The organism is Paenibacillus sp. J22P277, assembly GCF_059383675.1.
Genome location: NZ_JBXENS010000001.1, coordinates 124,249 through 146,670, shown reverse-complemented (window position 1 = coordinate 146,670; position 22,422 = coordinate 124,249). Strand labels below are relative to the sequence as shown.

At 54.7% G+C, this 22,422-nt stretch carries 20 protein-coding genes; all 20 read left to right on the top strand.

Translation table 11 applies throughout. The features are described 5' to 3' along the window. The first annotated feature begins 70 nt into the window (after window positions 1-70). Window positions 71-2,698, top strand: coding sequence for an FtsK/SpoIIIE family DNA translocase (locus AC50YL_RS00660; protein WP_494828497.1), 2,628 nt, complete (start codon window positions 71-73; stop codon window positions 2,696-2,698). Between the two features lie 96 nt (window positions 2,699-2,794). Further along, a complete protein-coding gene (sleB, locus tag AC50YL_RS00655; RefSeq protein WP_494828496.1) occupies window positions 2,795-3,580 on the top strand; it encodes a spore cortex-lytic enzyme in 786 nt (261 codons plus the stop codon). Window positions 3,581-3,709: 129 nt separating this feature from the next. Beyond that, entirely contained in the window at window positions 3,710-4,990 is a 1,281-nt protein-coding gene (gene yfmF / locus AC50YL_RS00650) for an EF-P 5-aminopentanol modification-associated protein YfmF (RefSeq protein ID WP_494828495.1), read from the top strand. A 4-nt stretch (window positions 4,991-4,994) separates the two neighbouring features. Next, on the top strand, window positions 4,995-6,281 hold the full coding sequence (yfmH, locus tag AC50YL_RS00645) for an EF-P 5-aminopentanol modification-associated protein YfmH (protein ID WP_494828494.1): 1,287 nt from the start codon (window positions 4,995-4,997) through the stop codon (window positions 6,279-6,281). A 14-nt stretch (window positions 6,282-6,295) separates the two neighbouring features. Next, entirely contained in the window at window positions 6,296-7,027 is a 732-nt protein-coding gene (gene ymfI, locus AC50YL_RS00640; RefSeq protein WP_494829749.1) for an elongation factor P 5-aminopentanone reductase, read from the top strand. Window positions 7,028-7,156: 129 nt separating this feature from the next. Next, window positions 7,157-7,408 (top strand): DUF3243 domain-containing protein, encoded by a 252-nt coding sequence (locus tag AC50YL_RS00635; RefSeq protein WP_161740227.1) that lies wholly within the window; start codon window positions 7,157-7,159, stop codon window positions 7,406-7,408. Between the two features lie 145 nt (window positions 7,409-7,553). Then, on the top strand, window positions 7,554-8,318 hold the full coding sequence (locus AC50YL_RS00630; protein WP_090637512.1) for a DUF3388 domain-containing protein: 765 nt from the start codon (window positions 7,554-7,556) through the stop codon (window positions 8,316-8,318). Between the two features lie 34 nt (window positions 8,319-8,352). After that, window positions 8,353-9,324, top strand: coding sequence for a helix-turn-helix domain-containing protein (locus AC50YL_RS00625; RefSeq protein ID WP_494828492.1), 972 nt, complete (start codon window positions 8,353-8,355; stop codon window positions 9,322-9,324). 120 nt (window positions 9,325-9,444) lie between these two features. Next, window positions 9,445-9,933, top strand: a complete 489-nt coding sequence (locus AC50YL_RS00620; protein WP_494828490.1) for a YajQ family cyclic di-GMP-binding protein — start codon at window positions 9,445-9,447, stop codon at window positions 9,931-9,933. Between the two features lie 149 nt (window positions 9,934-10,082). Beyond that, the gene (gene rimO / locus AC50YL_RS00615; protein ID WP_494828488.1) at window positions 10,083-11,408 is read left to right on the top strand and encodes a 30S ribosomal protein S12 methylthiotransferase RimO; all 1,326 of its coding nucleotides are present in this window, start codon (window positions 10,083-10,085) and stop codon (window positions 11,406-11,408) included. Further along, the gene (pgsA, locus tag AC50YL_RS00610) at window positions 11,408-11,992 is read left to right on the top strand and encodes a CDP-diacylglycerol--glycerol-3-phosphate 3-phosphatidyltransferase (protein ID WP_161740219.1); all 585 of its coding nucleotides are present in this window, start codon (window positions 11,408-11,410) and stop codon (window positions 11,990-11,992) included. The genes rimO and pgsA overlap by 1 nt, the downstream gene beginning before the upstream one ends. 108 nt (window positions 11,993-12,100) lie before the next feature. After that, window positions 12,101-13,360: a competence/damage-inducible protein A gene (locus AC50YL_RS00605; RefSeq protein WP_494828486.1), complete on the top strand. Its 1,260-nt coding sequence runs from the start codon at window positions 12,101-12,103 to the stop codon at window positions 13,358-13,360. A gap of 213 nt (window positions 13,361-13,573) precedes the next feature. Continuing rightward, window positions 13,574-14,629, top strand: a complete 1,056-nt coding sequence (recA, locus tag AC50YL_RS00600; RefSeq protein ID WP_494828484.1) for a recombinase RecA — start codon at window positions 13,574-13,576, stop codon at window positions 14,627-14,629. 76 nt (window positions 14,630-14,705) lie between these two features. Further along, on the top strand, window positions 14,706-15,371 hold the full coding sequence (locus tag AC50YL_RS00595) for a RecX family transcriptional regulator (RefSeq protein WP_494829747.1): 666 nt from the start codon (window positions 14,706-14,708) through the stop codon (window positions 15,369-15,371). A gap of 172 nt (window positions 15,372-15,543) precedes the next feature. Beyond that, on the top strand, window positions 15,544-17,088 hold the full coding sequence (gene rny, locus AC50YL_RS00590) for a ribonuclease Y (RefSeq protein WP_161740213.1): 1,545 nt from the start codon (window positions 15,544-15,546) through the stop codon (window positions 17,086-17,088). Window positions 17,089-17,165: 77 nt separating this feature from the next. Further along, a complete protein-coding gene (locus tag AC50YL_RS00585; RefSeq protein ID WP_494828482.1) occupies window positions 17,166-17,960 on the top strand; it encodes a TIGR00282 family metallophosphoesterase in 795 nt (264 codons plus the stop codon). 240 nt (window positions 17,961-18,200) lie between these two features. Beyond that, window positions 18,201-18,461 (top strand): stage V sporulation protein S, encoded by a 261-nt coding sequence (locus tag AC50YL_RS00580; protein WP_028597363.1) that lies wholly within the window; start codon window positions 18,201-18,203, stop codon window positions 18,459-18,461. A 104-nt stretch (window positions 18,462-18,565) separates the two neighbouring features. Continuing rightward, on the top strand, window positions 18,566-19,516 hold the full coding sequence (locus tag AC50YL_RS00575; protein WP_494828479.1) for a dipeptidase: 951 nt from the start codon (window positions 18,566-18,568) through the stop codon (window positions 19,514-19,516). A 198-nt stretch (window positions 19,517-19,714) separates the two neighbouring features. Beyond that, window positions 19,715-21,448 (top strand): 2-oxoacid:acceptor oxidoreductase subunit alpha, encoded by a 1,734-nt coding sequence (locus tag AC50YL_RS00570; RefSeq protein WP_494828477.1) that lies wholly within the window; start codon window positions 19,715-19,717, stop codon window positions 21,446-21,448. Further along, window positions 21,449-22,315, top strand: a complete 867-nt coding sequence (locus tag AC50YL_RS00565; RefSeq protein ID WP_161740205.1) for a 2-oxoacid:ferredoxin oxidoreductase subunit beta — start codon at window positions 21,449-21,451, stop codon at window positions 22,313-22,315. Window positions 22,316-22,422 lie beyond the last annotated feature (107 nt).

Below are 22,422 nucleotides of genomic sequence, written 5' to 3'. Positions count from 1 at the left end.
TCCGTTGCTGGATAATAGTAGCACATCGCACCTTGCTCCTATGGTATAATGGCTACCAGAGGTGACGATTTTGGCTAAGAAAAAGAGGAAGAGAAAACACTCAGTCGGGACGAGCCTTAAGTACGAAGTGTACGGTATATTGCTCATAACCGTTTCCGTCATCGCCCTATCCGGAGAAGCGACTGTCGGCCGCGCATTATCGAAGTTATTCGGACTTGTTCTAGGCAAGTTCTATTTTGTTTTGGCATTGGTTGGCATTTATGTCGGTCTGGCCGTCATGATCAAAAGGGCATGGCCCTCGGGTTGGTCCAGCCGCAAGACGGGCGTGCTGCTGCTCGTGCTTGCCTGCACGCTGTGGAGCTCGATTGCCGTCATGGATCAGAAAACGGAGCCTACGGGCGGACTGGATGCCTCGTATATTCTGTCGCAGCTTGGAAGCGACATTCGGGGAGCGCTCTTTGATTCTCCTGCCGATCCGTCGGCAGACGGCGTCGTCCATTCGGCGAGCGGCGGCTATGCGGGCGCGATTCAGTATACGCTGCTCTACTGGCTGTTCGGCTATTTCGGCGCGAAGTTCATCATGATCGTCATGTTCGCGATCTCGATCATGCTGATGACGGGCAAGTCCTATGTGGACTTGTTGCGCGCGAGCCGCATCCGAGGCGGGCGTCTATGGTCATTGCTCCGAATGAAGTTTGCCTCTAGGCGCCAACCGCTGCCGGCTTCCGCATCCAAAGGAGCGGGCAAGGTCGTGACCCTGGACGACTTGGACGATGACGACGATGACGACGGTTATGCGGCGGCCATGAAGTCGCGCGCCCAGAAAAAACGTTCTCCGATCTTCTCGTGGTTTAACGATGTATCCAAGCCGGAGCATCCGGAACACGGGGAGAACGAGTGGCAGCTTGAAGACGGCCATAACAACGAAGCCTACGGAAGCAAAACCGGGCATCCCGCTGCTTGGCAGGACGAGGAGGACGAGGACGGCGATCAAGAAGCTTGGCGGGCTCCCGTTCTTGAAGACGGCGATAACGCCGGCATGCTGCCTGCGCAAGAGCAGACACGGAAGACGCCGGCGGAGAGCGACCGACAGGTTGAGGAAGAAGCGCAAGAGCTGCCGTTTGATCCGGCGGAGAGCTTCGAGGATACGGATGAACCGGACGAGTTCGAAGAACCGTCGCCCGCGCAGCCGCTCCGCAGTCCGGCGATCGCTTCGCCGGATGAAGAAGAAGGGTTGGACGCGCCGGGAAGCATCATTAAACCGCCGACGGAAAAGCCGTATCTGCTCCCGTCTTTAGCGCTGTTGCAGAAGCCGAGCGGAAGCGGGAAGTCGGGAGATACGGCGGACTCGATAGAATCGCGCCGCAAGCTGGAGGCGACGCTGGAGAGTTTCGGCGTCCGCGCGAAAGTGCTTGACGTCGTTCGCGGTCCGGCGGTAACGCGTTATGAAGTGCAACCGGCCACGGGGGTGAAGGTCAGCCGGATCGTAGGCTTGACGGACGATATCGCGCTAGCTCTCGCGGCAAAGGATATCCGGATGGAAGCGCCGATACCGGGCAAGTCGGCCATCGGCATCGAAGTGCCGAATACGGAAGTATCCGTCGTGACGATGCGCGAGGTTATGGAGACGCCGTCGTTCATGAACGCGACCTCCCGATTGTCCATCGCGTTCGGCCGGGATATCTCGGGTCAACCGATCGTCGGCAACTTGGCCAAAATGCCGCATTTGCTCGTCGCGGGCGCCACGGGCTCGGGTAAATCGGTTTGCATCAACGGGATTATTACGAGCATTTTGTACAAAGCGAGACCCGATGAAGTGAAGCTGCTCATGATCGATCCCAAAATGGTCGAGCTCAACATGTACAACGGCATTCCCCATCTGCTTGCGCCGGTCGTGACGGATCCGCGGCGCGCTTCGCTGGCGCTCAAGAAAATCGTCGTCGAGATGGAAAAGCGCTACGAGTTGTTCTCCAAGTCCGGCACGCGGAATATCGAAGGCTACAACACGCTGATGGCCGACAACCCGGCTGCCGTATTGCCGTATATCGTCGTCATCGTCGACGAGCTTGCCGATCTTATGATGGTCGCGGCCAACGACGTGGAGGATGCGATCTGCCGGTTGGCCCAGATGGCCCGCGCATCTGGCATCCATCTGATCATCGCGACGCAGCGCCCGTCGGTCGACGTCATTACGGGCGTGATCAAAGCGAACATCCCTTCCCGGATTGCGTTCGGCGTATCCTCGCAGGTCGATTCGCGCACGATTCTCGATATGGCCGGCGCCGAGAAGCTGCTGGGACGAGGCGATATGCTGTTCCTCCCGGTAGGCATGTCCAAACCGATTCGCGTTCAAGGAGCATTCCTCTCCGACCATGAGGTTGAGGCTATCGTTGCCTATGCGCGCGGTCAAGGCGAAGCGGAGTACAAGGAGGATCTGGTTCCGGAAATCGATGATTCGACGGCCGAGAACGAAGAGATCCTGGACGAGCTGTACGAGCAAGCCGTCCGTATCGTGCTGGAGGCGAAGCAGGCGTCGGTATCCCTGCTGCAGCGGCGCATGCGTATCGGTTATACGCGCGCGGCCAGGCTCATCGATCAGATGGAGGCGCGGAGCATCGTCGGTCCTTACGAAGGCAGCAAGCCGCGCGAGGTTCTGCTGTCGGCCGACCAATACGATGCCGGGCGAATAAGTTCATAATTCGGCATCATGCATAGTTATTACCTCGATTTCTCATAATAGGAATATGCTTCGCTTGCTTGGCACACCATTTGCAAGAGAAAGGCAGATTCCAAGATGAGAAATCGTTTAATTGCGGTGACCATCGTCATCGTCCTTCTGTTGTTTGGGGCGTTCACCCTCAAAAACGCGTATTTCGGCAAGACGGCCGAGACGTTCAGCAGCGCCACCCTGAAGGTAGGTTCGTCCGGCAAAGACGTGACCGAGCTGCAGGGGCGACTGAAGTTCCTGGGCTTTTTTGACGGCAAAGTCGACGGTCAGTTCGGCACCACAACGAAAAACGCAGTCACTTGGTTCCAATGGAAATTCGGCTTGAAATCCGACGGCGTCGTAGGCGCCAAGACGAAGCTGAAACTCTGGGAAGCGACCAAAAGCTGGGCTCCCTCGGCCGCGGACTCGGCCGGTTCCGGATCGGGAGGCGGCGGTGGCAGCGGATCGAATCAAGGCAATGCGGCATCGGACGTGACCAAGTCCAACAAGCTCGGTTTATCCGCGAACGATCTGAAACTGATGGCCAATGCCGTTTACGGCGAATCCCGCGGTGAGCCTTATATCGGCCAAGTGGCGGTAGCGGCGGTCATCCTGAATCGGGTAAAATCGCCGAGCTTCCCGAACACGGTATCCGGCGTTATTTTTCAGCCTGGCGCGTTCACGGCGGTAGCCGACGGCCAGATTTGGTTAACGCCGAACGAGAAGGCCTCGCAGGCGGTCCAAGACGCATTGAACGGGATGGATCCTACCGGCGGTTGCCTCTATTACTTCAATCCGGAGACGGCGACGTCCAAGTGGATTTGGACGCGGCCGCAGGTGAAGACAATCGGAAAACATATTTTCTGCATGTAGATTCGGCTGAAGCAGCCCGCATTTGGACGCGGGTTGCTTCTTCCTTTTCCGATCGGGTAGAATGGAATAGATCCTTGTAAATTGGAATAGATTGACTTTATATTACTGGAGCGGAAGGGGACGTGAGGCGTGAGCAACTCGCCATTTCAACGAGGTCAGCTGAACCGGATTCGACTGCATGTGCTGCCGACGCAGCGTTTCAAAACCTTTTCAATATCACTGTACGCGGGATTGCCGCTTCATGAATCGACCGTGACTTCTGCCGCTTTGATCCCGTTCGTCCTGCGAAGAGGGACCGCTTCCACGCCGGAAACGATCGCGTTTCGCGAACGGTTGGATGAGCTATACGGCGCGGGTTTCGGTTTCGACGTATACAAACGCGGAGATGCGCAAATCGTGCAGTTCCGCATGGATGTCATCAACGATCGGTTCGTTTCGTCCGACCAGCCGCTATTGGCGGCTTCGCTTAAGCTGCTTGGCGAAGTGGTGACGGATCCGGTGCTGGAGAATGGCCAGTTAAGGTCCAAATACGTGGAAGCGGAGAAAGACACGCTGCGCAAACGACTCGAAGCGATCATCAACGATAAAATCAGGTATGCGGCCGAGCGCTGCCTGGAAGTCATGTGCGCGGATGAGCCCTACAGGCTTCATCCGCTCGGAAGAATGGAAGATATCGACGGCATCACGCCGGCATCCGTCACCGGCGCTTATCGGGACTGGCTGTCGAAAGCAGCGTTCGACTTGTACGTGGTCGGGGATACGTCGCTCGATGAAGTGAAATCCCTGGTGGCGGAGGCGTTCAAGCACAATCAAGGCGAACCGGCCGATTACGGCCTTCCGCGAGCCGGCAAGCCCGTCCAGGAAGTCCGGACCGTCGAGGAACGCATGGACGTCACCCAAGGCAAGCTCAATTTGGGACTTCGCATCAATGCGGCTTACGGCGACGACGATTATCCGGCGGCCTTGATGTATAACGGCATTCTCGGCGGCTATCCGCATTCCAAGCTGTTTCTGAACGTTCGCGAGAAGGCTAGCTTGGCTTATTACGCGGCGTCCCGTCTTGACGGGCACAAGGGAATTTGCACGATACAATCAGGCATCGAATTCGGCAACTACGATAAAGCGAAGACGATCATCCAAGAGCAGCTGGAGCAAATGCGCAGCGGTTCTTACAGCGAGCTGGAAATGAACCAGACGAAGGCGATGATCGCCAATCACCTGCGGGAGCTCCAGGACTCCGCGAACGAGATGATCGGCTTCGATTTCAATGCCGTGCTGTCGAAGCGGGAGCGCTCGGCCATGCAGCTGCTGGAGCAGGTCCAAGCCGTAACGGCCGAACAAATCGCCGCGATCGCGCGCAAAACCGAGTTGGACACGATTTACTTCCTGCGCGACAGAAAGGAGGGCTGAGCCTATGGAAACGTTAGCTTACCCCGGCGTTCAAGAGACGTTATACCGCGAAGTCATGCCGAACGGCCTCGAAGTCGTCGTATTGCCCAAAGAAGGTTTCAGCAAAACCTACGCTACCTTCTCGACTAAATACGGTTCCGTCGATAACCGTTTCGCGATCGGCGACCAGCAGCCGATCTCGGTTCCTGACGGCATCGCGCATTTCCTGGAGCACAAAATGTTCGAAGAGCCGACCGGCGATATTTTCGCCACCTTTGCCTCGCAAGGCGCGTCTGCTAATGCTTTCACCAGCTTCGACCGCACCGTGTATTTGTTTTCGGCAACGGAGCAGATCGAGGCGAATTTGGCGACCTTGATCGATTTCGTTCAACACCCGTATTTTACGGACGAGAACGTCGAGAAGGAGAAAGGCATCATCGAGCAGGAAATCAATATGTACCGGGACAACGCCGATTGGCGCGTGTATTTCGGGCTGATCGACGCGCTGTATCACAAGCATCCGATCCATATCGATATCGCGGGCACGGTGGAATCCATTCGCCAAATCGACAAAGAGACGCTTTACCGTTGCTACGAAACGTTCTACCATCCCTCGAACATGTTTCTGTTCGTTGTCGGCGGCGTGCAGCCCGAAGCCGTCATGAAGCTGGTTCGCGACAATCAAGCGCGCAAGGCGTATGAACCGCAGGACGTCATTTCCCGTTTTTTCGAACCGGAGCCGGATACCGTCAAGGAACCGTTTAAACGAACGGCGTTGCCGGTTTCCATGCCGAAGTGCATGATCGGTTTCAAGGAAAGCCGCGGTTCGGCCGATCCGACGGAGCTGCTCCGCACGGAGCTGACCACGAAGCTGATGCTGGAAGCGCTGTTGGGATCCAGCTCGCCTATCTATCATGAGTTGTATGATGACACGCTCATAACGGATTCGTTCGGACATGAATTCAACAGCAGCGAAGATTACGCCTTCTCCGTCGTCGGCGGCGAGACCCGAGATCCCGAGGAATTGCTTCGGAGACTGCGCGCAGCGATCGAGGGCGTCCAAGCGAAAGGCTTGGACAAGGAATCGTTCGAACGCACGAAGCGTAAAAAAATCGGCGGCTACCTCCGCATGCTCAATTCCCCCGAGGCGATCGCGAGCGAGTTTACGCGCTACCGGTTCCGCGGCGCGGATCTGTTCAAGCTGCTGCCGGTTTACGAGGACATTACGCTCGAAGAAGCGAATGCCCGTCTGCGCAGCCACTTTGATTGGAATCGGATGGCCGTATCCATCGTGGCGAAGGACGAGAAGTGAAAACCTTGAAGGAAATGACGGTACTGGTTACCGGTGGAAGCCGGGGGATCGGCGCGGCCATCGCGCGCCGATTCGCCGTGGAGAACATGAACGTCGTCATTCATTACAACCAGGCGCACGAGGCCGCGAACGAAACCGCTCGCGGCTGCATGCGGCTCGGCGCGGCGAACGTGCTTACCGTAACGGCGGATATCCGGTCGCGGGATCAGCTGATGCGAATGCGCGAGAAGCTGGAGCAGCGAGGCATGATTCCGGATATTGTCGTCAATAACGCGGGCATTGCGCATTACGGCATGCTCGCGGACGTGACGGACGAGGTGTGGGACGAAGTCATGAACGTGAACTTGAAGGGCATGTTCCTTTGCACGCAGCTTTTCATGCCGGCTATGATCCAACAACGCTTCGGACGGATCATCAACGTCTCGTCGATTTGGGGCATATCCGGCGCATCCTGCGAAGTGCTGTACTCCACGAGCAAGGGCGGCATGAATGCTTTTACCAAAGCGCTGGCCAAGGAGCTTGCGCCATCCGGCGTAACCGTGAACGCGGTCGCTCCCGGAGCCGTCGATACCGTCATGCTGGACAACCTGAACGCCGACGAGAAAGTGGCGCTCGAATCTGAAATTCCGATCGGACGCTTCGCGCAGCCGGAAGAAATCGCGTCGCTCGTGTATTTTCTGGCACTTCCGGAATCGGCCTACATTACCGGTCAAATCATCAGTCCGAACGGCGGATGGCTGACTTGAATAGGGTGAAATCATAACATACCTCAAATGTTGGACGGGACCTTGGCCGGAGGAATAAGATTCGTCTCTTGCGCGAACAATACGGTTGTTGCTGATCAACAGCCAACACGCAAAGGAGGAACAACACTAATGGCAACAGTCCTTTCTAACTTCGGTACATGGAAAGAGTTTTTGTCTGACCGCGTTGAGCAAGCAAAAAGCATGGGGTTAAACGAAGATACCATTGCGAACCTCGCTTTCGAGATCGGCTCCTTCCTTGATGAGAAGGTCGATCCCAAAAACGAAGAACAGCGCACGCTCAAAGAACTGTGGGATGCCGGCGACGAGTCGGAACGCAAAACGATTGCTGGCCTGATGGTCAAGCTAGTGCAACATTCGTAAACCTTCCACGAGAAAAGCCTCCCCAGCGGAGGCTTTTCTGTAATGTTCGTTTATTGTTGCAGGAATTTGACGAATATTGTAGAATAAACTTTTTAAAGCTTCAAAACGATCTTAACGTCAATTATTCCTCAAGCAGAGGTGTCATATGGAATTTAAACAATGGTACATGGAATACAAAATACATAAAAACCGTCCCGGGTTGCTCGGAGACATCGCATCGCTGCTCGGGATGCTCGAGGTCAACATTCTTACCATCAACGGAGTAGAGAACCGTACGCGGGGCATGCTCCTGCAAACGAACGACGACGAGAAGATCGAGATTCTCGGACGAATGTTGCAAAAGGTGGACAATATCACGGTGCTGAAGCTTCGCGAGCCCAAGCTGGTCGATATATTGGCCGTTCGTCACGGCCGCTACATCGAGCGGGATTCCGACGACCGCAAGACGTTCCGTTTTACGCGCGACGAGCTCGGCATGCTGGTTGATTTTCTGGGCGAAGTGTTTAAAAGAGAAGGAAATCAGGTCATTGGCCTGCGCGGCATGCCGCGCGTCGGCAAGACGGAATCGATCATCGCGGGAAGCGTATGCTCCAATAAACGATGGACCTTCGTATCCTCGACGCTCCTTCGCCAGACGGTGCGCAGCCAACTGTCCGAAGAGGAAATGACGCCGAACAATATTTTTATTATTGACGGAATCGTCAGCACCATCCGCTCCAATGAGAAACATCATGCGCTGCTCCAGGAAATCATGGCGATGCCTTCGACCAAAGTCATCGAGCATCCAGATATTTTCGTGAAGGAGTCCGCTTTCGAATACAGCGATTTCGATTATATTATCGAATTGCGCAATACCCCGGACGAGGAGATATCGTATGAATCGTTCACGATGGGGTTCAATGATTTCTAACGGCCAATTGTTAAAATGATGAGGAGGTGTGGTCATGTCGGATTTGGGCGCTTTGCTCAAGAAAGCGAGGGAGCAGCGAGAACTGTCCTTGGACGATATTCAGGACTTGACGAAGATCCGCAAACGTTATCTTGAAGCCATCGAAGAAGGCAATTACAGCGTGCTGCCCGGCTCGTTTTATGTACGCGCATTCGTGAAGAATTACGCCGAAGCCGTTGGACTTGACGCGGAGGAAGTGCTTCGGCTCTACAATAAAGAAATTCCTTCGAGCGTACCTGAGCAGCAAGTCATCGAGCCCGTTCAGCGACCGCGCCGCGCGACGCAATCGCAAACGTCCGACCGCATCAGCAGATGGGGCTTCCGTGCGTTAATGTGGTCTTTTCTGCTGCTCATCATCGTGCTCGTGTACATATTCGCGATTAAACAGCCGGCCAAGGACAAAGTGGATTCGGCCGATCAAACGAAAATGACCGATGATACGAAGCCGCCGGAGACGTCCCCGGACAAGGATACGGTGAAAAACGGCAATCAAGGGCAAAATACGCCAACGAACGGCGGAATGACGGGCGGGGGCGATACGGGGACGGACGATGCGAATCCGCCGGCCGATCCGCCTCAGGATCCAACGCCTCCTCCTCCGACCACGACGCTTACGCTGGACCGCACGTCCGGCTCGACCGATTATTACAATGTTTCCCCGGGCGGCGCGCATAAGATTGAAATGAAGTCGACCGGTCATGCTTGGGTAGGGATTTATCAGAAGAGCCGGTCCGGGAAAATGGTTCTCAGCAAAACGATGGAAAACGGAGATACCGCAACTTACGATGCGGACGGTCCCGTTTATATATCGGTCGGACGGGCCGATTTTGTAGAGGTTACCGTCGACGGCGTCGCGATCGACGACGGCAACGGTTCCGGCAAGCCGCGCAAAATGCAGCTTACACCCGTAGAGGATACGGCGGGCGCGGGCGGCGCGACGGGCACGGATACGGCGACGACGCAATGATTCTCCCGGCAGGCCCGAGGCATTCAGACTGGAATTTTCGGTCCTGGATGCCTTTTCCTATGAAGCGGGATGCGTTATAATACATGTTTAGAATAAGTATAAATAAAGGAGCTGCATCACATGGCGGAACATTCATTCGATATTGTCTCGAAAGTCGATATGCAGGAATTAAGCAACGCGATCACGCAGGCGGAGCGCGAGATCGAAACGCGGTTTGATTTCAAGGGAACGAAGAGCAGCTTTACGCTCGAGAAGAGCGATCTTGTCGTCGTTTCGGACGACGAGTACAAGCTGAAGAGCGTCGTCGACATTTTGCAGTCCAAAATGATCAAGCGCGGCGTACCGATTAAAAACATGGAATTCGGCAAAGTCGAAGGGGCGTCCCTCGGAACGGTTCGACAACGAATCAAGCTGAAACAGGGCATCGAGCAAGACAGCTCGAAGAAAATCAACGTTCTGATCCGCGATTCCAAGATCAAGGTCAAGAGTCAAATTCAAGGCGATTCCATCCGGGTAACCGGCAAAAGCCTCGACGAGCTGCAAGCCGTCATGGCGCTGCTGCGAGGCGCGGATCTGCAAATAGATCTGCAATTCACGAATTATAAATAAGGCGCCGGACGTTTTTTGCCTGCATAGAACGGAGTCCCAGAAGCTGCGAAAAATGCGGCCGAATGGGACTTTTTCCGGTTTTGACACTGCATAGGCCATGTATTATACTTGTTAGGATAGCTTTTCGGAGGGGTTTGGGGGATACATCGATGACTGAAAGAGTGAAAGTCGTAACATTAGGATGCGAGAAAAACCTCGTCGATTCGGAAATCATGTCGGGGTTGATCGATGCGCGCGGTTACCAACTGGTGGACCAGGCTGACGAGGCTACGGTCATTATCGTCAATACGTGCGGATTCATCGACGCCGCGAAGGAAGAATCCGTCAATACGATTTTGGACATGGCCGATTTTAAGCAAACCGGCCGATTGAAGGCGCTTATCGTATCGGGCTGTTTGACGCAGCGCTACAAGAAACAATTGATGGAGGAAATGCCGGAAATCGACGGTATCGTCGGAACGGGCGACTTCCATCATATCACGGACATCGTCGACGAGGCGCTTCGAGGCAAACGCCCGGTGAAGGTCGGCAATCCGGCGTTCGATTACGATCAGAAACTGCCGAGGCTCGTGACGACGCCGCGTTACACCGCGTTCGTGAAGATCGCGGAAGGTTGCGATAACGCTTGCACGTTCTGCTCGATCCCGATCATGCGGGGCAAATTCCGCAGTCGTTCCATGGAGTCGATCGTTGCCGAAGTACGGCAGCTAGCCGACCAAGGCGTGCGGGAAGTCAGCTTGATCGCGCAGGATTCCACGAATTACGGCACGGATTTGTACGACAAATTCATGCTGCCTGAATTGCTCAACCGCGTCAGCGAGGTAGAAGGCATCTCATGGGTTCGCCTGCATTATGCGTACCCGGGCTTCTTCTCGGACGAATTGATTGAGACGATCGCGACCAATTCGAAGGTGTGCAACTATATCGACATGCCGCTGCAGCACAGCGAGGATTCCATTCTGAAGCGGATGCGGCGTCCGGGCCGCCAGCGAGACACGCGCGAGCTTGTTTCCCGCATCCGCGCGCGTATTCCCGACGTGGCGCTTCGCACCTCGATTATCGTCGGGTTTCCGGGCGAGACGGACGAAGATTTCGAACGCCTATGCGATTTCGTCCGCGAGATGAAATTCGACCGTCTCGGCGTCTTCACGTATTCCCCGGAAGAGGACACGCCTGCCGTTCGCTTGCCGGACGCGGTGCCGGACGACGTGAAGGAATGGCGTTCCAATACGTTGATGGAGATCCAGCGCGAGGTGTCCAAAGCTTTGAGCGGCAAGCATATCGGCAAAGAAATCGAAGTTCTTGTCGAACGCTATGACGGCCGCAGCGACGTTTACGTGGGCCGTTCGCCTTACGATGCTCCGGAAATCGACGGCGAAGTGTTCATTTCCAACTGCAAGGCCGCGATCGGCGAAATTCAAAAGGTGCGGATCACGCACGCTTACGAATTCGACATGTCCGGGGAGGGGCTATAGTGAATTTAGCCAACCGCATCACGCTCGCACGCATCTTTTTGGTTCCGATCATCATGGTGCTGCTGCTCATCAACGTGGATCTGAAGCCGCTCTCGTTCGACGGCTCCGATTTTTCCATTACGTGGAATCAAATTTTGGCTGCGCTCGTATTTATAGTAGCGGCGAGCACGGATGGCCTTGACGGCTATATCGCGCGCAAGAACAAGATCGTCACCAACCTGGGCAAGCTGCTTGATCCGCTTGCGGATAAGCTGCTTGTCGCGGCCGTGCTCATTTCCCTCGTGGAAATGGAAAAGCTGCACGCATGGATCGCCATCGTGATCATCAGCCGCGAGTTTGCGGTTACGGGCTTGCGTCAGATCGCCTTGCTGGAAGGCACGGTCATGGCGGCGAGCAAATGGGGCAAATGGAAGACGGCCGTGCAGATCACGATGATCATCGATCTGTTGCTGAACAATTTCCCGTTCGCGTTCTTGGACTTTCCGTTCGATCAAATCTCGATTTACGCGGCGGCGCTTATCACGGTATACTCGGGGATCGACTACTTCGTCAAGAACAAAAATCTCATTCCGCTTACGGCATAGCACGACAGATACGGCATCACTCCTTCGCCTTTTATGGAAAGAGTGGTGCTTTGCTTTTCCTTGCTCGGGTATCGCCAAATCCTATACATAAGAAGTGGAGATGTTCAGATGCGTGCAGAAATCATAGCGGTCGGGACGGAGCTGCTGCTCGGCCAAACCGTCAACACGAATGCGACCTACTTGTCGCAAGGATTGGCCGAACTCGGAATCGACGTGTATTTTCAAACCGTTGTCGGCGATAATGCAGGCCGTATTCGGCAAGCGATCGAACTGGCCCGCACCCGTGCGGACTTGATTATGTTTACCGGCGGGTTGGGTCCAACGATGGACGATTTGACGAAGGATGCCCTGGCGGAATATCTGGGCCTTTCCATCTCCGAGCACGAACCGAGCATGGCCAAGATCGAAGCCATGTTCACGTCGCGCGGAATTCATATGGTGGAGAGCAATCGCAGGCAAGCGAACCTGATCGAAGGCAGCGATCCGCTGCATAATGAAGCGGGGCTTGCCGTCGGCAACGCGCTCACGGTCGACGGCACCCATTACGTGCTGCTGCCGGGCCCTCCGCGCGAGATGAAGCCGATGTTCGACGGACCGGGGAAGGCTTGGCTGCGGACCGTCATGAACGAGGAACGCCGATTGTACTCGCGGCTGCTGAAGTTCGCGGGAATCGGAGAATCGAGCCTGGAGCAGGCATTGATCGATTTGATCGAGACGCAGACCGATCCTTCCATCGCGCCGTATGCAAAGGAGGGCGAGGTAGCGATCAGGCTGTCCACCAAAGCGCTCAGCGAACTGGAGGCGAACGGCAGGCTGGACACGGCGGAACGGCAGATTACGGACCGCGTCGGCCAATATCTGTACGCGCGCGAGGACATCACGCTGGAGGAAGCGGTCATCAGGCTTCTAAGGGCCTCCAGAAGAACGCTGGCGAGCGCGGAAAGCCTAACGGGGGGATTGCTCGCCCAGCTGATTACCCGCATCCCAGGCAGCAGCGGGGAGTTCACTGGCGGCGTGGTGACGTATACGAATCTGATGAAGCATCGCTTGCTGAGCATCCCGCTGTCCCAGCTGGAAGGAACGGGCGCGCCTGGCGCGATCAGCGAATCGACGGCGGCGCTGATGGCGGAGCGGGTTCGGGAGCTGGCCGAGAGCGATTTCGGGGTCTCGCTGACCGGCGTCGCGGGTCCGTCGGAGTCCGAAGGGAAGCCCGTGGGGCTCGTCTATTTCGGATTAGCCGAGCGAGGGAAGCAGACGAAAGTATTCACAGCCACATTGAACGGAAACCGCGAAATGATCCGCGTCCGCGCCGCGAAATCGCTTCTTTACAGGCTGTGGCAGGCTTTGTCCGGCAAGGATGTAAACTAGCGTTTCGTGTAAAAATATAGCTTGCCAACGTATGGATGATCGACTATAATCGACCTTAGACGGAAGAACCGTGGCGAAGATTACTTTGCTGCGGTTTTTTTTATGCTCTCTGTTGGCCAATGGAGAAATAAGAATATATGTTCGTAAAAAGTCTTGTCAAAGCATTCGAAACAAGGTATCATGAGAGTATAAATCATGAAGGATGTGAGTTCGTTGGCAGATCGTAAGGCTGCGCTCGAAATGGCTCTACGTCAAATAGAGAAACAATTCGGTAAAGGTTCCATAATGAAGCTTGGCGAATCGACACATATGCAAGTCGAGACCGTTTCCAGCGGTGCGCTTGCGTTAGATATTGCTCTTGGCATTGGCGGTTTTCCAAGAGGACGGATTATCGAAGTATACGGTCCGGAATCTTCCGGTAAAACAACGGTAGCGTTGCACGCAATCGCGTCAGTTCAGCGCTCGGGCGGACAAGCTGCTTTCATCGATGCGGAGCATGCGCTGGATCCTTCCTACGCCAGCAAATTAGGCGTTAACATCGACGAACTGCTCCTCTCGCAGCCGGATACGGGCGAGCAGGCACTTGAAATCGCCGAGGCGCTCGTACGCAGCGGCGCTGTCGATATCGTCGTTGTCGACTCCGTGGCGGCGCTCGTGCCTAAGGCGGAAATCGAAGGCGACATGGGAGATTCCCACGTAGGTCTACAGGCGCGTTTGATGTCCCAAGCGCTTCGTAAACTTTCGGGTGCGATCAGCAAATCAAAGACCATTACGATCTTCATTAACCAATTGCGGGAGAAAGTCGGCGTAATGTTCGGTAACCCGGAGACGACGCCTGGCGGACGTGCGCTGAAATTCTATTCCTCTGTTCGCCTTGACGTACGCCGTATCGAATCGATTAAGCAGGGCAATGACGTGGTGGGTAACCGCACGCGGATTAAAGTCGTGAAGAATAAGGTTGCGCCTCCGTTCAAACAAGCAGAGGTCGATATCATGTACGGCGAGGGCATCTCGAAGGAAGGCAGCATTGTCGATATCGGCGTCGAGCACGATATTATCCAAAAGAGCGGCGCATGGTTCTCCTTTAACGGCGAACGTCTGGGCCAAGGCCGGGAGAATGCGAAGCAGTTCTTGAAAGACCGTGCTGACATCTCTTCCGTAATCGAGAAACAAATTCGTGAGGCTAGCAACGTGGCTGCGAACGCGAACGCTGCCGCATTCAGCGAAGATGAAGAGTCCGAGGACGAATTGGAACTCGGATTGGAATAAATCGGCAACACGTATACGTTATATCAGAAGCACCTTTAACAAGGTGCTTCTTTGTTTATAAGAGAGGTGAAGACATATCCTTACGATTACAAGCGTAGAGCAGGATAAGAAGAAAAAACAACGGTATTATTTGTATGTCAATGATGCAAAAGAACCATTCACCAGCGTGCACGAAGATCTATTAATCAAGTTTCGGCTTTTGAAAGGGCGGGAAATCGAGGCGGATGAGCTGAAGCAAATTATACTCGAGGACAGCCACCATCGCGCTTATATATTGGCGCTTGCCCATCTGGGGGCCAGGCCGAGAACCGAGAAGGAAATTTTGCGTTATTTAGCCCGTAAGGAGTTGGATGAACAGGCGGCGCAAATAGCGATCGAGCGACTGAAACATGAGGGACTGGTGAATGATCCCGCGTATGCAGAACTTTATGCAGCGCAGCGGATGCGTTCGCAATTGAAGGGCAGGCGTCTGCTGCAGCAGGAATTGCAGCAGCGCGGAATCAAGCGGGATACGGCGAAGGAGGCGGCGGCGAAGCTGAACGAAGAATCCGAGACGGAGATCGCCATCCGCGCGGCGTTGAAGAAATGGCCCCATATTAAAGGAGAAGAGCGCGAGAGAAAACAGAAGCTGGCGGTGTTTTTGCTGCGCAGGGGATTTCCCGCATCGACGGTTAGAGAAGCCGTAAAAACGGCTGCGCAAGGGGAACTCGAGGATGAAGATGGGCTCATGCTTGACAATTGATTTTCACAAAAGATAAAATGAGTTTGTATTCTATCTTCCAGAATCGATTTTCCTTCCAAAAATTGATTCAAAACGATTATTTTCGCCAATTAAGAATGTACGTTAAAAACCGGCTGGAAAACCAAATACTGTCCCAAGCGTTTGCTTAGGTGAACAACGAGGAGGTGAGATAATGCTGCCAGTATGGGCAACTATCCTGATCGCTCTCGTTGTTGGTGCAATTTTCTTTGGTGTCGGTTATTTTATTCGAAAATCGATCGCCGAGGCCAAAATTTCAAGTGCCGAGCAAGCCGCAAGTCAGATCGTAGAGAATGCGAGAAAAGACGCGGAGGCGCTGAAGAAAGAAACGGTTCTCGAAGCGAAAGATGAAGTCCACAAGCTCCGTACCGAGGCTGAGAGAGATATTCGCGAACGTCGTAATGAGGTACAGCGTCTTGAAAGACGACTGATTCAGAAAGAAGAGTCGTTGGATAAAAAAATAGAAGCGCTGGAACGCAAAGAAGAACAAGTAGCCAACAAAGAGAAGCGGATCGAGGAAACGCAAGAGCAGATCGATTCACTCTACAAGCAGCAGCTTCATGAACTGGAACGGATTTCCAACTTGACGATGGAAGACGCGAAACAAGTCATCCTGACCAACGTTGAACAAGAGGTTCGTCATGAAACGGCTCAAATGATCAAAGAAATCGAGCAGCAAGCGAAAGAAGAAGCAGATAAGAAAGCACGCGATATTATCTCGCTTGCTATCCAACGCTGCGCAGCGGATCATGTTGCAGAAACTACGGTATCCGTTGTTGCATTGCCGAACGAAGAAATGAAGGGCCGTATCATCGGCCGCGAAGGCCGCAACATCCGTGCACTGGAAACGTTGACCGGTATCGATCTCATCATCGACGATACACCGGAAGCGGTCATATTGTCCGGTTTCGATCCAATTCGCCGCGAAATCGCCCGGACATCCCTCGAGAAGCTCGTTGCAGATGGACGTATCCATCCTGCCCGCATCGAGGAAATGGTCGAGAAATCGCGTAAGGAAGTGGACGAGCGCATCCGTGAATACGGAGAGCAGGCGACGTATGAAGTGGGCGTTCACGGTTTGCACCCAGATCTGATCAAAATATTGGGCCGCTTGAAATACCGTACGAGCTATGGTCAGAATGTGCTTAAGCATTCCATGGAAGTCGCGTATTTGACCGGTTTGATGGCAGCAGAGCTGGGAGAGGACATCACATTGGCGAGAAGAGCGGGTTTGCTGCATGACATCGGCAAAGCGCTTGATCACGAAGTGGAAGGCTCTCACGTCGAGATTGGCGTCGAGCTGGCGAAGAAGTACAAAGAGCATCCGGTTGTCATCAACAGTATCGCGTCGCATCATGGCGATTGCGAGGCAACTTCCGTCATCGCCATGCTGGTCGGCGCTGCGGATGCACTATCTGCGGCAAGACCGGGGGCAAGAAGAGAGACGCTCGAAACGTACATCAAGCGCCTCGAAAAACTGGAAGGCATCTCGGAATCGTTCGAGGGCGTCGAGAAATCGTACGCCATTCAAGCCGGACGCGAAGTTCGCGTCATGGTGCAACCGGATAAAATCGACGATACGGAAGCATTCCGTTTGGCTCGCGACATTACGAAAAAAATCGAGAGCGAGCTCGATTATCCAGGGCATATTAAAGTCACTGTTATCCGCGAAACGCGCGCAGTCGAATATGCCAAGTAACCACATAGCATGAAACCGGGAAAAGTGGCTGCTTGTCAGCCACTTTTCTCGGTTTATAACAGAAAGGTTTGACGAACATGAACGTATTGTTTATCGGGGATATCGTAGGTAACGTTGGCCGCGCCGCAGTGAAAAAAGTACTGCCCGCCTTGAAAACTAAGTACAACCCGCATATCATCATTGCCAACGGCGAGAATGCGGCGGCAGGCAGAGGGATTACCGCCGCGATCGTAAAGGAATTGCTGGAGGCAGGCGTTCACGGGATTACGATGGGCAATCATACGTGGGACAACAAAGATATTTTCGAATGGATCGACGATCAACCACGGCTCGTGCGTCCGGCGAACTTCGCGCCGGAGGCGCCAGGCCAGGGAGCCGCGATCATCAAGGCCAACGGGAAAGAGCTGGCGATCATTAATCTGCAGGGCCGGGCGTTTCTGCCGCCGATCGATTGTCCTTTCCGGAAAGCCGACGAGCTCATCGAACAATCGAGACAGAAAACGAAGAACATTCTCGTCGATTTTCACGCAGAGGCGACTTCGGAGAAAATCGCGATGGGCTGGCATCTGGACGGAAAGGCTTCGCTCGTCGTCGGAACGCATACCCATGTGCAAACGAACGATGACCGGGTTTTGCCCAATGGGACGGCTTATATTACGGATGTCGGCATGGTCGGTTCCATGGAGGGCGTGCTCGGCATGGAGCGGGAAGCGGTTCTGCATAAGTTCCTGACCCAGCTGCCGGCGCGTTTCGTGGTCGATGAAGGCGCTTGGCATTTGCACGGGGTTTCGGTAGAAATCGACGATGCGACGGGCAAAGCGAAAAAAATTCAAAAAATTCGGTTGACGGAAACGGAATGGCTGCTCATGTAGCAGCCTTTTTCTATTCTACGGCGTCAGATAGCTTTAAAGCTCGCTAACTGGCGTCTGAAGCTGGGAGAGGAAACTCGCTTCGGTACGCAGGACGTCAAGCGGGGTGTTCCTGCTCTATGAAAATTCTCGCAATTCAGAAGATTTCGCTAACATAACGCAAGAAAGAAGGAATTTTTTCGCCTCTCTCGAATACTATCTTAATAGCGGTATTCATCCATCATTCCCGAGGAGGTCACTTTCATGGATGTCTTAAAAGTTTCAGCAAAGTCTAATCCAAATTCTGTTGCAGGAGCGCTTGCCGGCGTGTTGCGTGAACGCGGAGCGGCTGAATTGCAAGCTATCGGGGCTGGTGCGTTGAATCAAGCGGTAAAGGCGGTCGCGATCGCGCGAGGCTTCGTAGCCCCGAGCGGAGTTGACTTGATCTGCATTCCGGCATTTACGGACATTGTAATCGATGGCGAAGACCGTACGGCAATCAAGCTGATCGTCGAACCCAGATAGAACCGGAATCCAGGCGAGACATGTAAATCGACTAGACCTGTTTACGACGTAGGCAGGTTTTTTTGCATTGCGCGGACAAATCGATTTCAGGAAGGATGATGGTCGTGGGGAAGGTTCGGAAGGTCGATTTTCACTGTGACGTGCTGTCGAAACTGCTGGAGGACCCGACGCTGTCCTTCATCCAGGACGATCAACGGAAACTCGACGTGACGCTGCCGAGGTTGAAGCAGGCGGAATCGGTCTTTCAGACCTTCGCCGTCTACGTGCCGGAGCGAACGGACAAAACGATGGTACCGATCCTGCAGAGCATCGATCTTTTCTACTGCAAGGTACTGTGCGCGCCCGGGATGGCGTTTATCCGCACGGCAGAGGATGTTAAGGCTTTGCAAAGGAATCCGGGTACAATCGGTGCCATGTTATCGCTCGAGGGCGCAGACGGCCTTCAGGGCGACCTGGCGATGCTTCGCATCTTGTTCGCGCTCGGCGTCAGGGCGGCGGGGCTGACGTGGAACCATGCGAATTGGGGGGCGGACGGCGTCCTCGAGCACCGCGGCGGCGGCTTGACAAAAAAAGGCCGCGCCTTCGTAGAAGAATGTAATAGATTGGGTATACTATTGGATGTATCGCATTTGAGCGACCGCGCTTTCTGGGATATGCTCCAGGCGTCGGGAAAACCGGTCATTGCCTCGCATTCCAACAGCCGCAGCCTATGCCCGCATCCGCGCAATTTGACGGACGAGCAAATCAAGGCGCTTCTTGCCGCAGGGGGACTGATCGGGGTGACCTTCGTGCCGCAGTTCGTTTCTTCGCGCGTTCCTGCCGAGATTGCTGACGTGCTGCGTCACGTAGAACGGATTTGCGAGTTTGGCGGCGAGCGGCAGCTCATGTTCGGATCGGATTTCGACGGGATTGACCGTCACGTGAAGGATTTGACCCATCCGGGAGAGGTGTATCGATTGCAGGATGCGCTGCTCGCGAAGTACCCGGAAGCCACGGTAAAGTCGTTTTTCGAAGAAAACGCATTGTCGTTTTTGTCGATGCATCTTCCGCGATGAACGATGATTTTATTCCGATCTCGCTGCGATATGGATATAATCGAAAAGAACTATTCGAGAAATACGTTGGAACTGCTTGCATTTTAGTACTTAGAGACATAAAATTTATTTGATTATGAGATAGAATGGGTCAACCCTTTACGATTCGTTAACGCAGCAGAAAATATGCAGGTTTATTCAAAAGAGGAGATGGGCATTTTGATCAGTCAATTGTCTTGGAAAATCGGGGGACAGCAGGGGGAGGGCGTCGAAAGTACCGACCGTATTTTCTCGACAGCGCTTAACCGCCTTGGCTATTATTTGTACGGGTACCGCCACTTTTCATCGCGGATCAAGGGCGGTCATACGAACAATAAGATCAGAATCAGCACGAAGCCGAAGCTTGCCATTTCGGACGATCTTGATATTTTGGTCGCGTTCGACCAAGAGAGCATCGATTTGAACGCGCACGAATTGCGTGCCGGCGGCGTGGTCGTGGCTGACGCCAAGTTTAACCCGGTTCTTCCGGAAGGCATCAATGCCCGTCTGTTTCCGGTGCCGATCACGTCGATCGCGGAGGACTTGGGCACGTCGCTCATGAAAAACATGGTCGCGTCCGGCGCATCCTGGGCGCTTCTTGGTCTGCCCGTCGACGTGTTCAACAAAGCGGTCGAAGAGGAATTCGGACGCAAAGGTCCGGCAATCGTGGAGAAGAACATCGAAGCGGTCAAACGCGGCTCGGATTTCGTGCTGGAGCTGGCCGGCGGACCGTTGGAAGAATTTCAGCTTGAACCGGCCGACGGCAACCAAAAGCTGTTCATGATCGGGAACGAGGCGATCGGTCTCGGAGCTGTCGCGGGCGGCTGCAGGCTGATGTCGGCTTACCCGATTACGCCGGCTTCCGAGATCATGGAATATCTGATCAAGAAGCTTCCGAAATTCGGCGGCACCGTCGTTCAAACGGAAGACGAAATCGCGGCCGTGACGATGGCGATCGGCGCCAATTATGCCGGCGTTCGCACGATGACCGCTTCCGCCGGACCCGGATTGTCGCTCATGATGGAGGCGATCGGCTTGGCGGGCATGACGGAGACTCCGCTCGTCATCGTGGATACGCAGCGCGGCGGTCCGTCGACGGGGTTGCCGACCAAGCAAGAACAGTCCGACCTGAACGCGATGGTATACGGCACGCACGGCGAAATTCCGAAGATCGTCATCGCGCCCGCATCGTTGGAAGACTGCTTCTACGACACGATCGAATCTTTCAACCTCTCGGAGCAGTATCAGGTTCCGGTCATTCTCATGACAGACCTCCAGCTCTCGCTTGGCAAGCAATCCTGCGAGCCGCTGGATCTTCATAAAATGCCGATTAACCGCGGCAAGCTCGTGCGCGAACTTCCCGAGCTGGAAACGAACGAATTGTTCAAACGGTACCAGCTGACGGAGGACGGCGTATCGCCGCGCGTCATCCCCGGCGACAAATTCGGCTTGCATCACGTCACTGGCGTGGAGCACGACGAGACCGGGCGCCCTTCGGAAAGCTCGGTTAACCGCAAGAAGATGATGGATAAACGCTTATCGAAGCTCGACGGCATGTACATCCGCGACGCCGTTCGCGCGGACGCGCCGCATGCGGAAGCGGACCTGCTGATCATCGGCATGGGCTCGACGGGCGGAACGATCGACGAAGCGCGCGCCCGCATGGAAAGCGACGGCTTGAAAACGAACCATATCACGATCCGCCAGATTCATCCGTTCCCTGCGGAATTGGTCGAGCCTTACCTGAAGAGCGCCGCCAAAGTCGTCGTGCTGGAAAACAACGCGACCGGCCAGTTGGCCGACCAAGTGAAGCTGCATGCCGGCCATGCCGACAAAATCAAAAGCGTCCTGAAATACGACGGCAATCCGTTCTTGCCTTCCGAAGTGCACAAAGCATGCAAGGAGTTGGTGTAGATGGCGACATTCAAAGAGTTTCGCAATAACGTAAAACCGAACTGGTGCCCGGGCTGCGGAGACTTCTCCGTACAGGCCGCGATTCAGCGCGCCGCCGCAAACGTCGGACTCGAGCCGGAAAGCCTCGCCGTGGTGTCGGGCATCGGCTGTTCCGGCCGGATCTCCGGGTACATTAACGCCTACGGGCTTCACGGCATTCACGGCCGCGCGCTGCCGATCGCCCAAGGCGTGAAGCTGGCGAACCGCGAGCTGACGGTTATCGCCTCCGGCGGCGACGGCGACGGCTTCGCGATCGGCATGGGCCATACGGTTCACGCGATTCGCCGCAATATCGACCTTACGTACATCGTCATGGACAACCAGATCTACGGGTTGACGAAAGGTCAAACGTCTCCGCGCAGCGCGGAAGGTTTCAAAACGAAATCGACGCCGGAAGGCTCCATCGAATCGACGCTGTCCCCGCTCGAAATCGCCATGTCGGCCGGCGCGACGTTCATCGCGCAGTCTTTCTCCAGCGATCTGAAGCAGCTGACGGCTTTGATCGAAGCGGGCTTGAACCACAAGGGCTTCTCGCTCATCAACGTATTCAGCCCGTGCGTCACGTTCAATAAAGTGAACACCTACGACTGGTTCAAGGAGAACATCGTCAATCTGGATCAATTCCCGGACTACGATCCGTCCAACCGCATCGCGGCCATGAACAAAATCATGGAGACGAACGGCATGCTGACCGGTCTCATCTATCAAAACAAAGAGCGCCAAGCGTACGAGTCCATGATCACGGGCTTCCAGCCGGAAGGTCTGGCGAACCAAGACCTGTCGCTCTCCCAAGACCAGTTCGACAAGCTCTTGGCGGAGTTCAAATAAGCAAGCTTCCCATCGCAGCAGGACATGAAGGCATACCGCTTCCGTGTGGGGCAGTATGCCTTCTTGAAATCGCAGCAATACTAGCAGGGTACCGGTCGTAACGACCG

Coding starts and splice junctions, on each gene's coding strand:
- sleB (WP_494828496.1), top strand. CDS start 2,795: ATGAGAAATCGTTTAATTGCGGTGACCATCGTCATCGTCCTTCTGTTG.
- yfmH (WP_494828494.1), top strand. CDS start 4,995: ATGGAAACGTTAGCTTACCCCGGCGTTCAAGAGACGTTATACCGCGAA.
- ymfI (WP_494829749.1), top strand. CDS start 6,296: ATGACGGTACTGGTTACCGGTGGAAGCCGGGGGATCGGCGCGGCCATC.
- AC50YL_RS00635 (WP_161740227.1), top strand. CDS start 7,157: ATGGCAACAGTCCTTTCTAACTTCGGTACATGGAAAGAGTTTTTGTCT.
- AC50YL_RS00630 (WP_090637512.1), top strand. CDS start 7,554: ATGGAATTTAAACAATGGTACATGGAATACAAAATACATAAAAACCGT.
- AC50YL_RS00625 (WP_494828492.1), top strand. CDS start 8,353: ATGTCGGATTTGGGCGCTTTGCTCAAGAAAGCGAGGGAGCAGCGAGAA.
- AC50YL_RS00620 (WP_494828490.1), top strand. CDS start 9,445: ATGGCGGAACATTCATTCGATATTGTCTCGAAAGTCGATATGCAGGAA.
- rimO (WP_494828488.1), top strand. CDS start 10,083: ATGACTGAAAGAGTGAAAGTCGTAACATTAGGATGCGAGAAAAACCTC.
- AC50YL_RS00605 (WP_494828486.1), top strand. CDS start 12,101: ATGCGTGCAGAAATCATAGCGGTCGGGACGGAGCTGCTGCTCGGCCAA.
- rny (WP_161740213.1), top strand. CDS start 15,544: ATGCTGCCAGTATGGGCAACTATCCTGATCGCTCTCGTTGTTGGTGCA.
- AC50YL_RS00585 (WP_494828482.1), top strand. CDS start 17,166: ATGAACGTATTGTTTATCGGGGATATCGTAGGTAACGTTGGCCGCGCC.
- AC50YL_RS00580 (WP_028597363.1), top strand. CDS start 18,201: ATGGATGTCTTAAAAGTTTCAGCAAAGTCTAATCCAAATTCTGTTGCA.
- AC50YL_RS00565 (WP_161740205.1), top strand. CDS start 21,449: ATGGCGACATTCAAAGAGTTTCGCAATAACGTAAAACCGAACTGGTGC.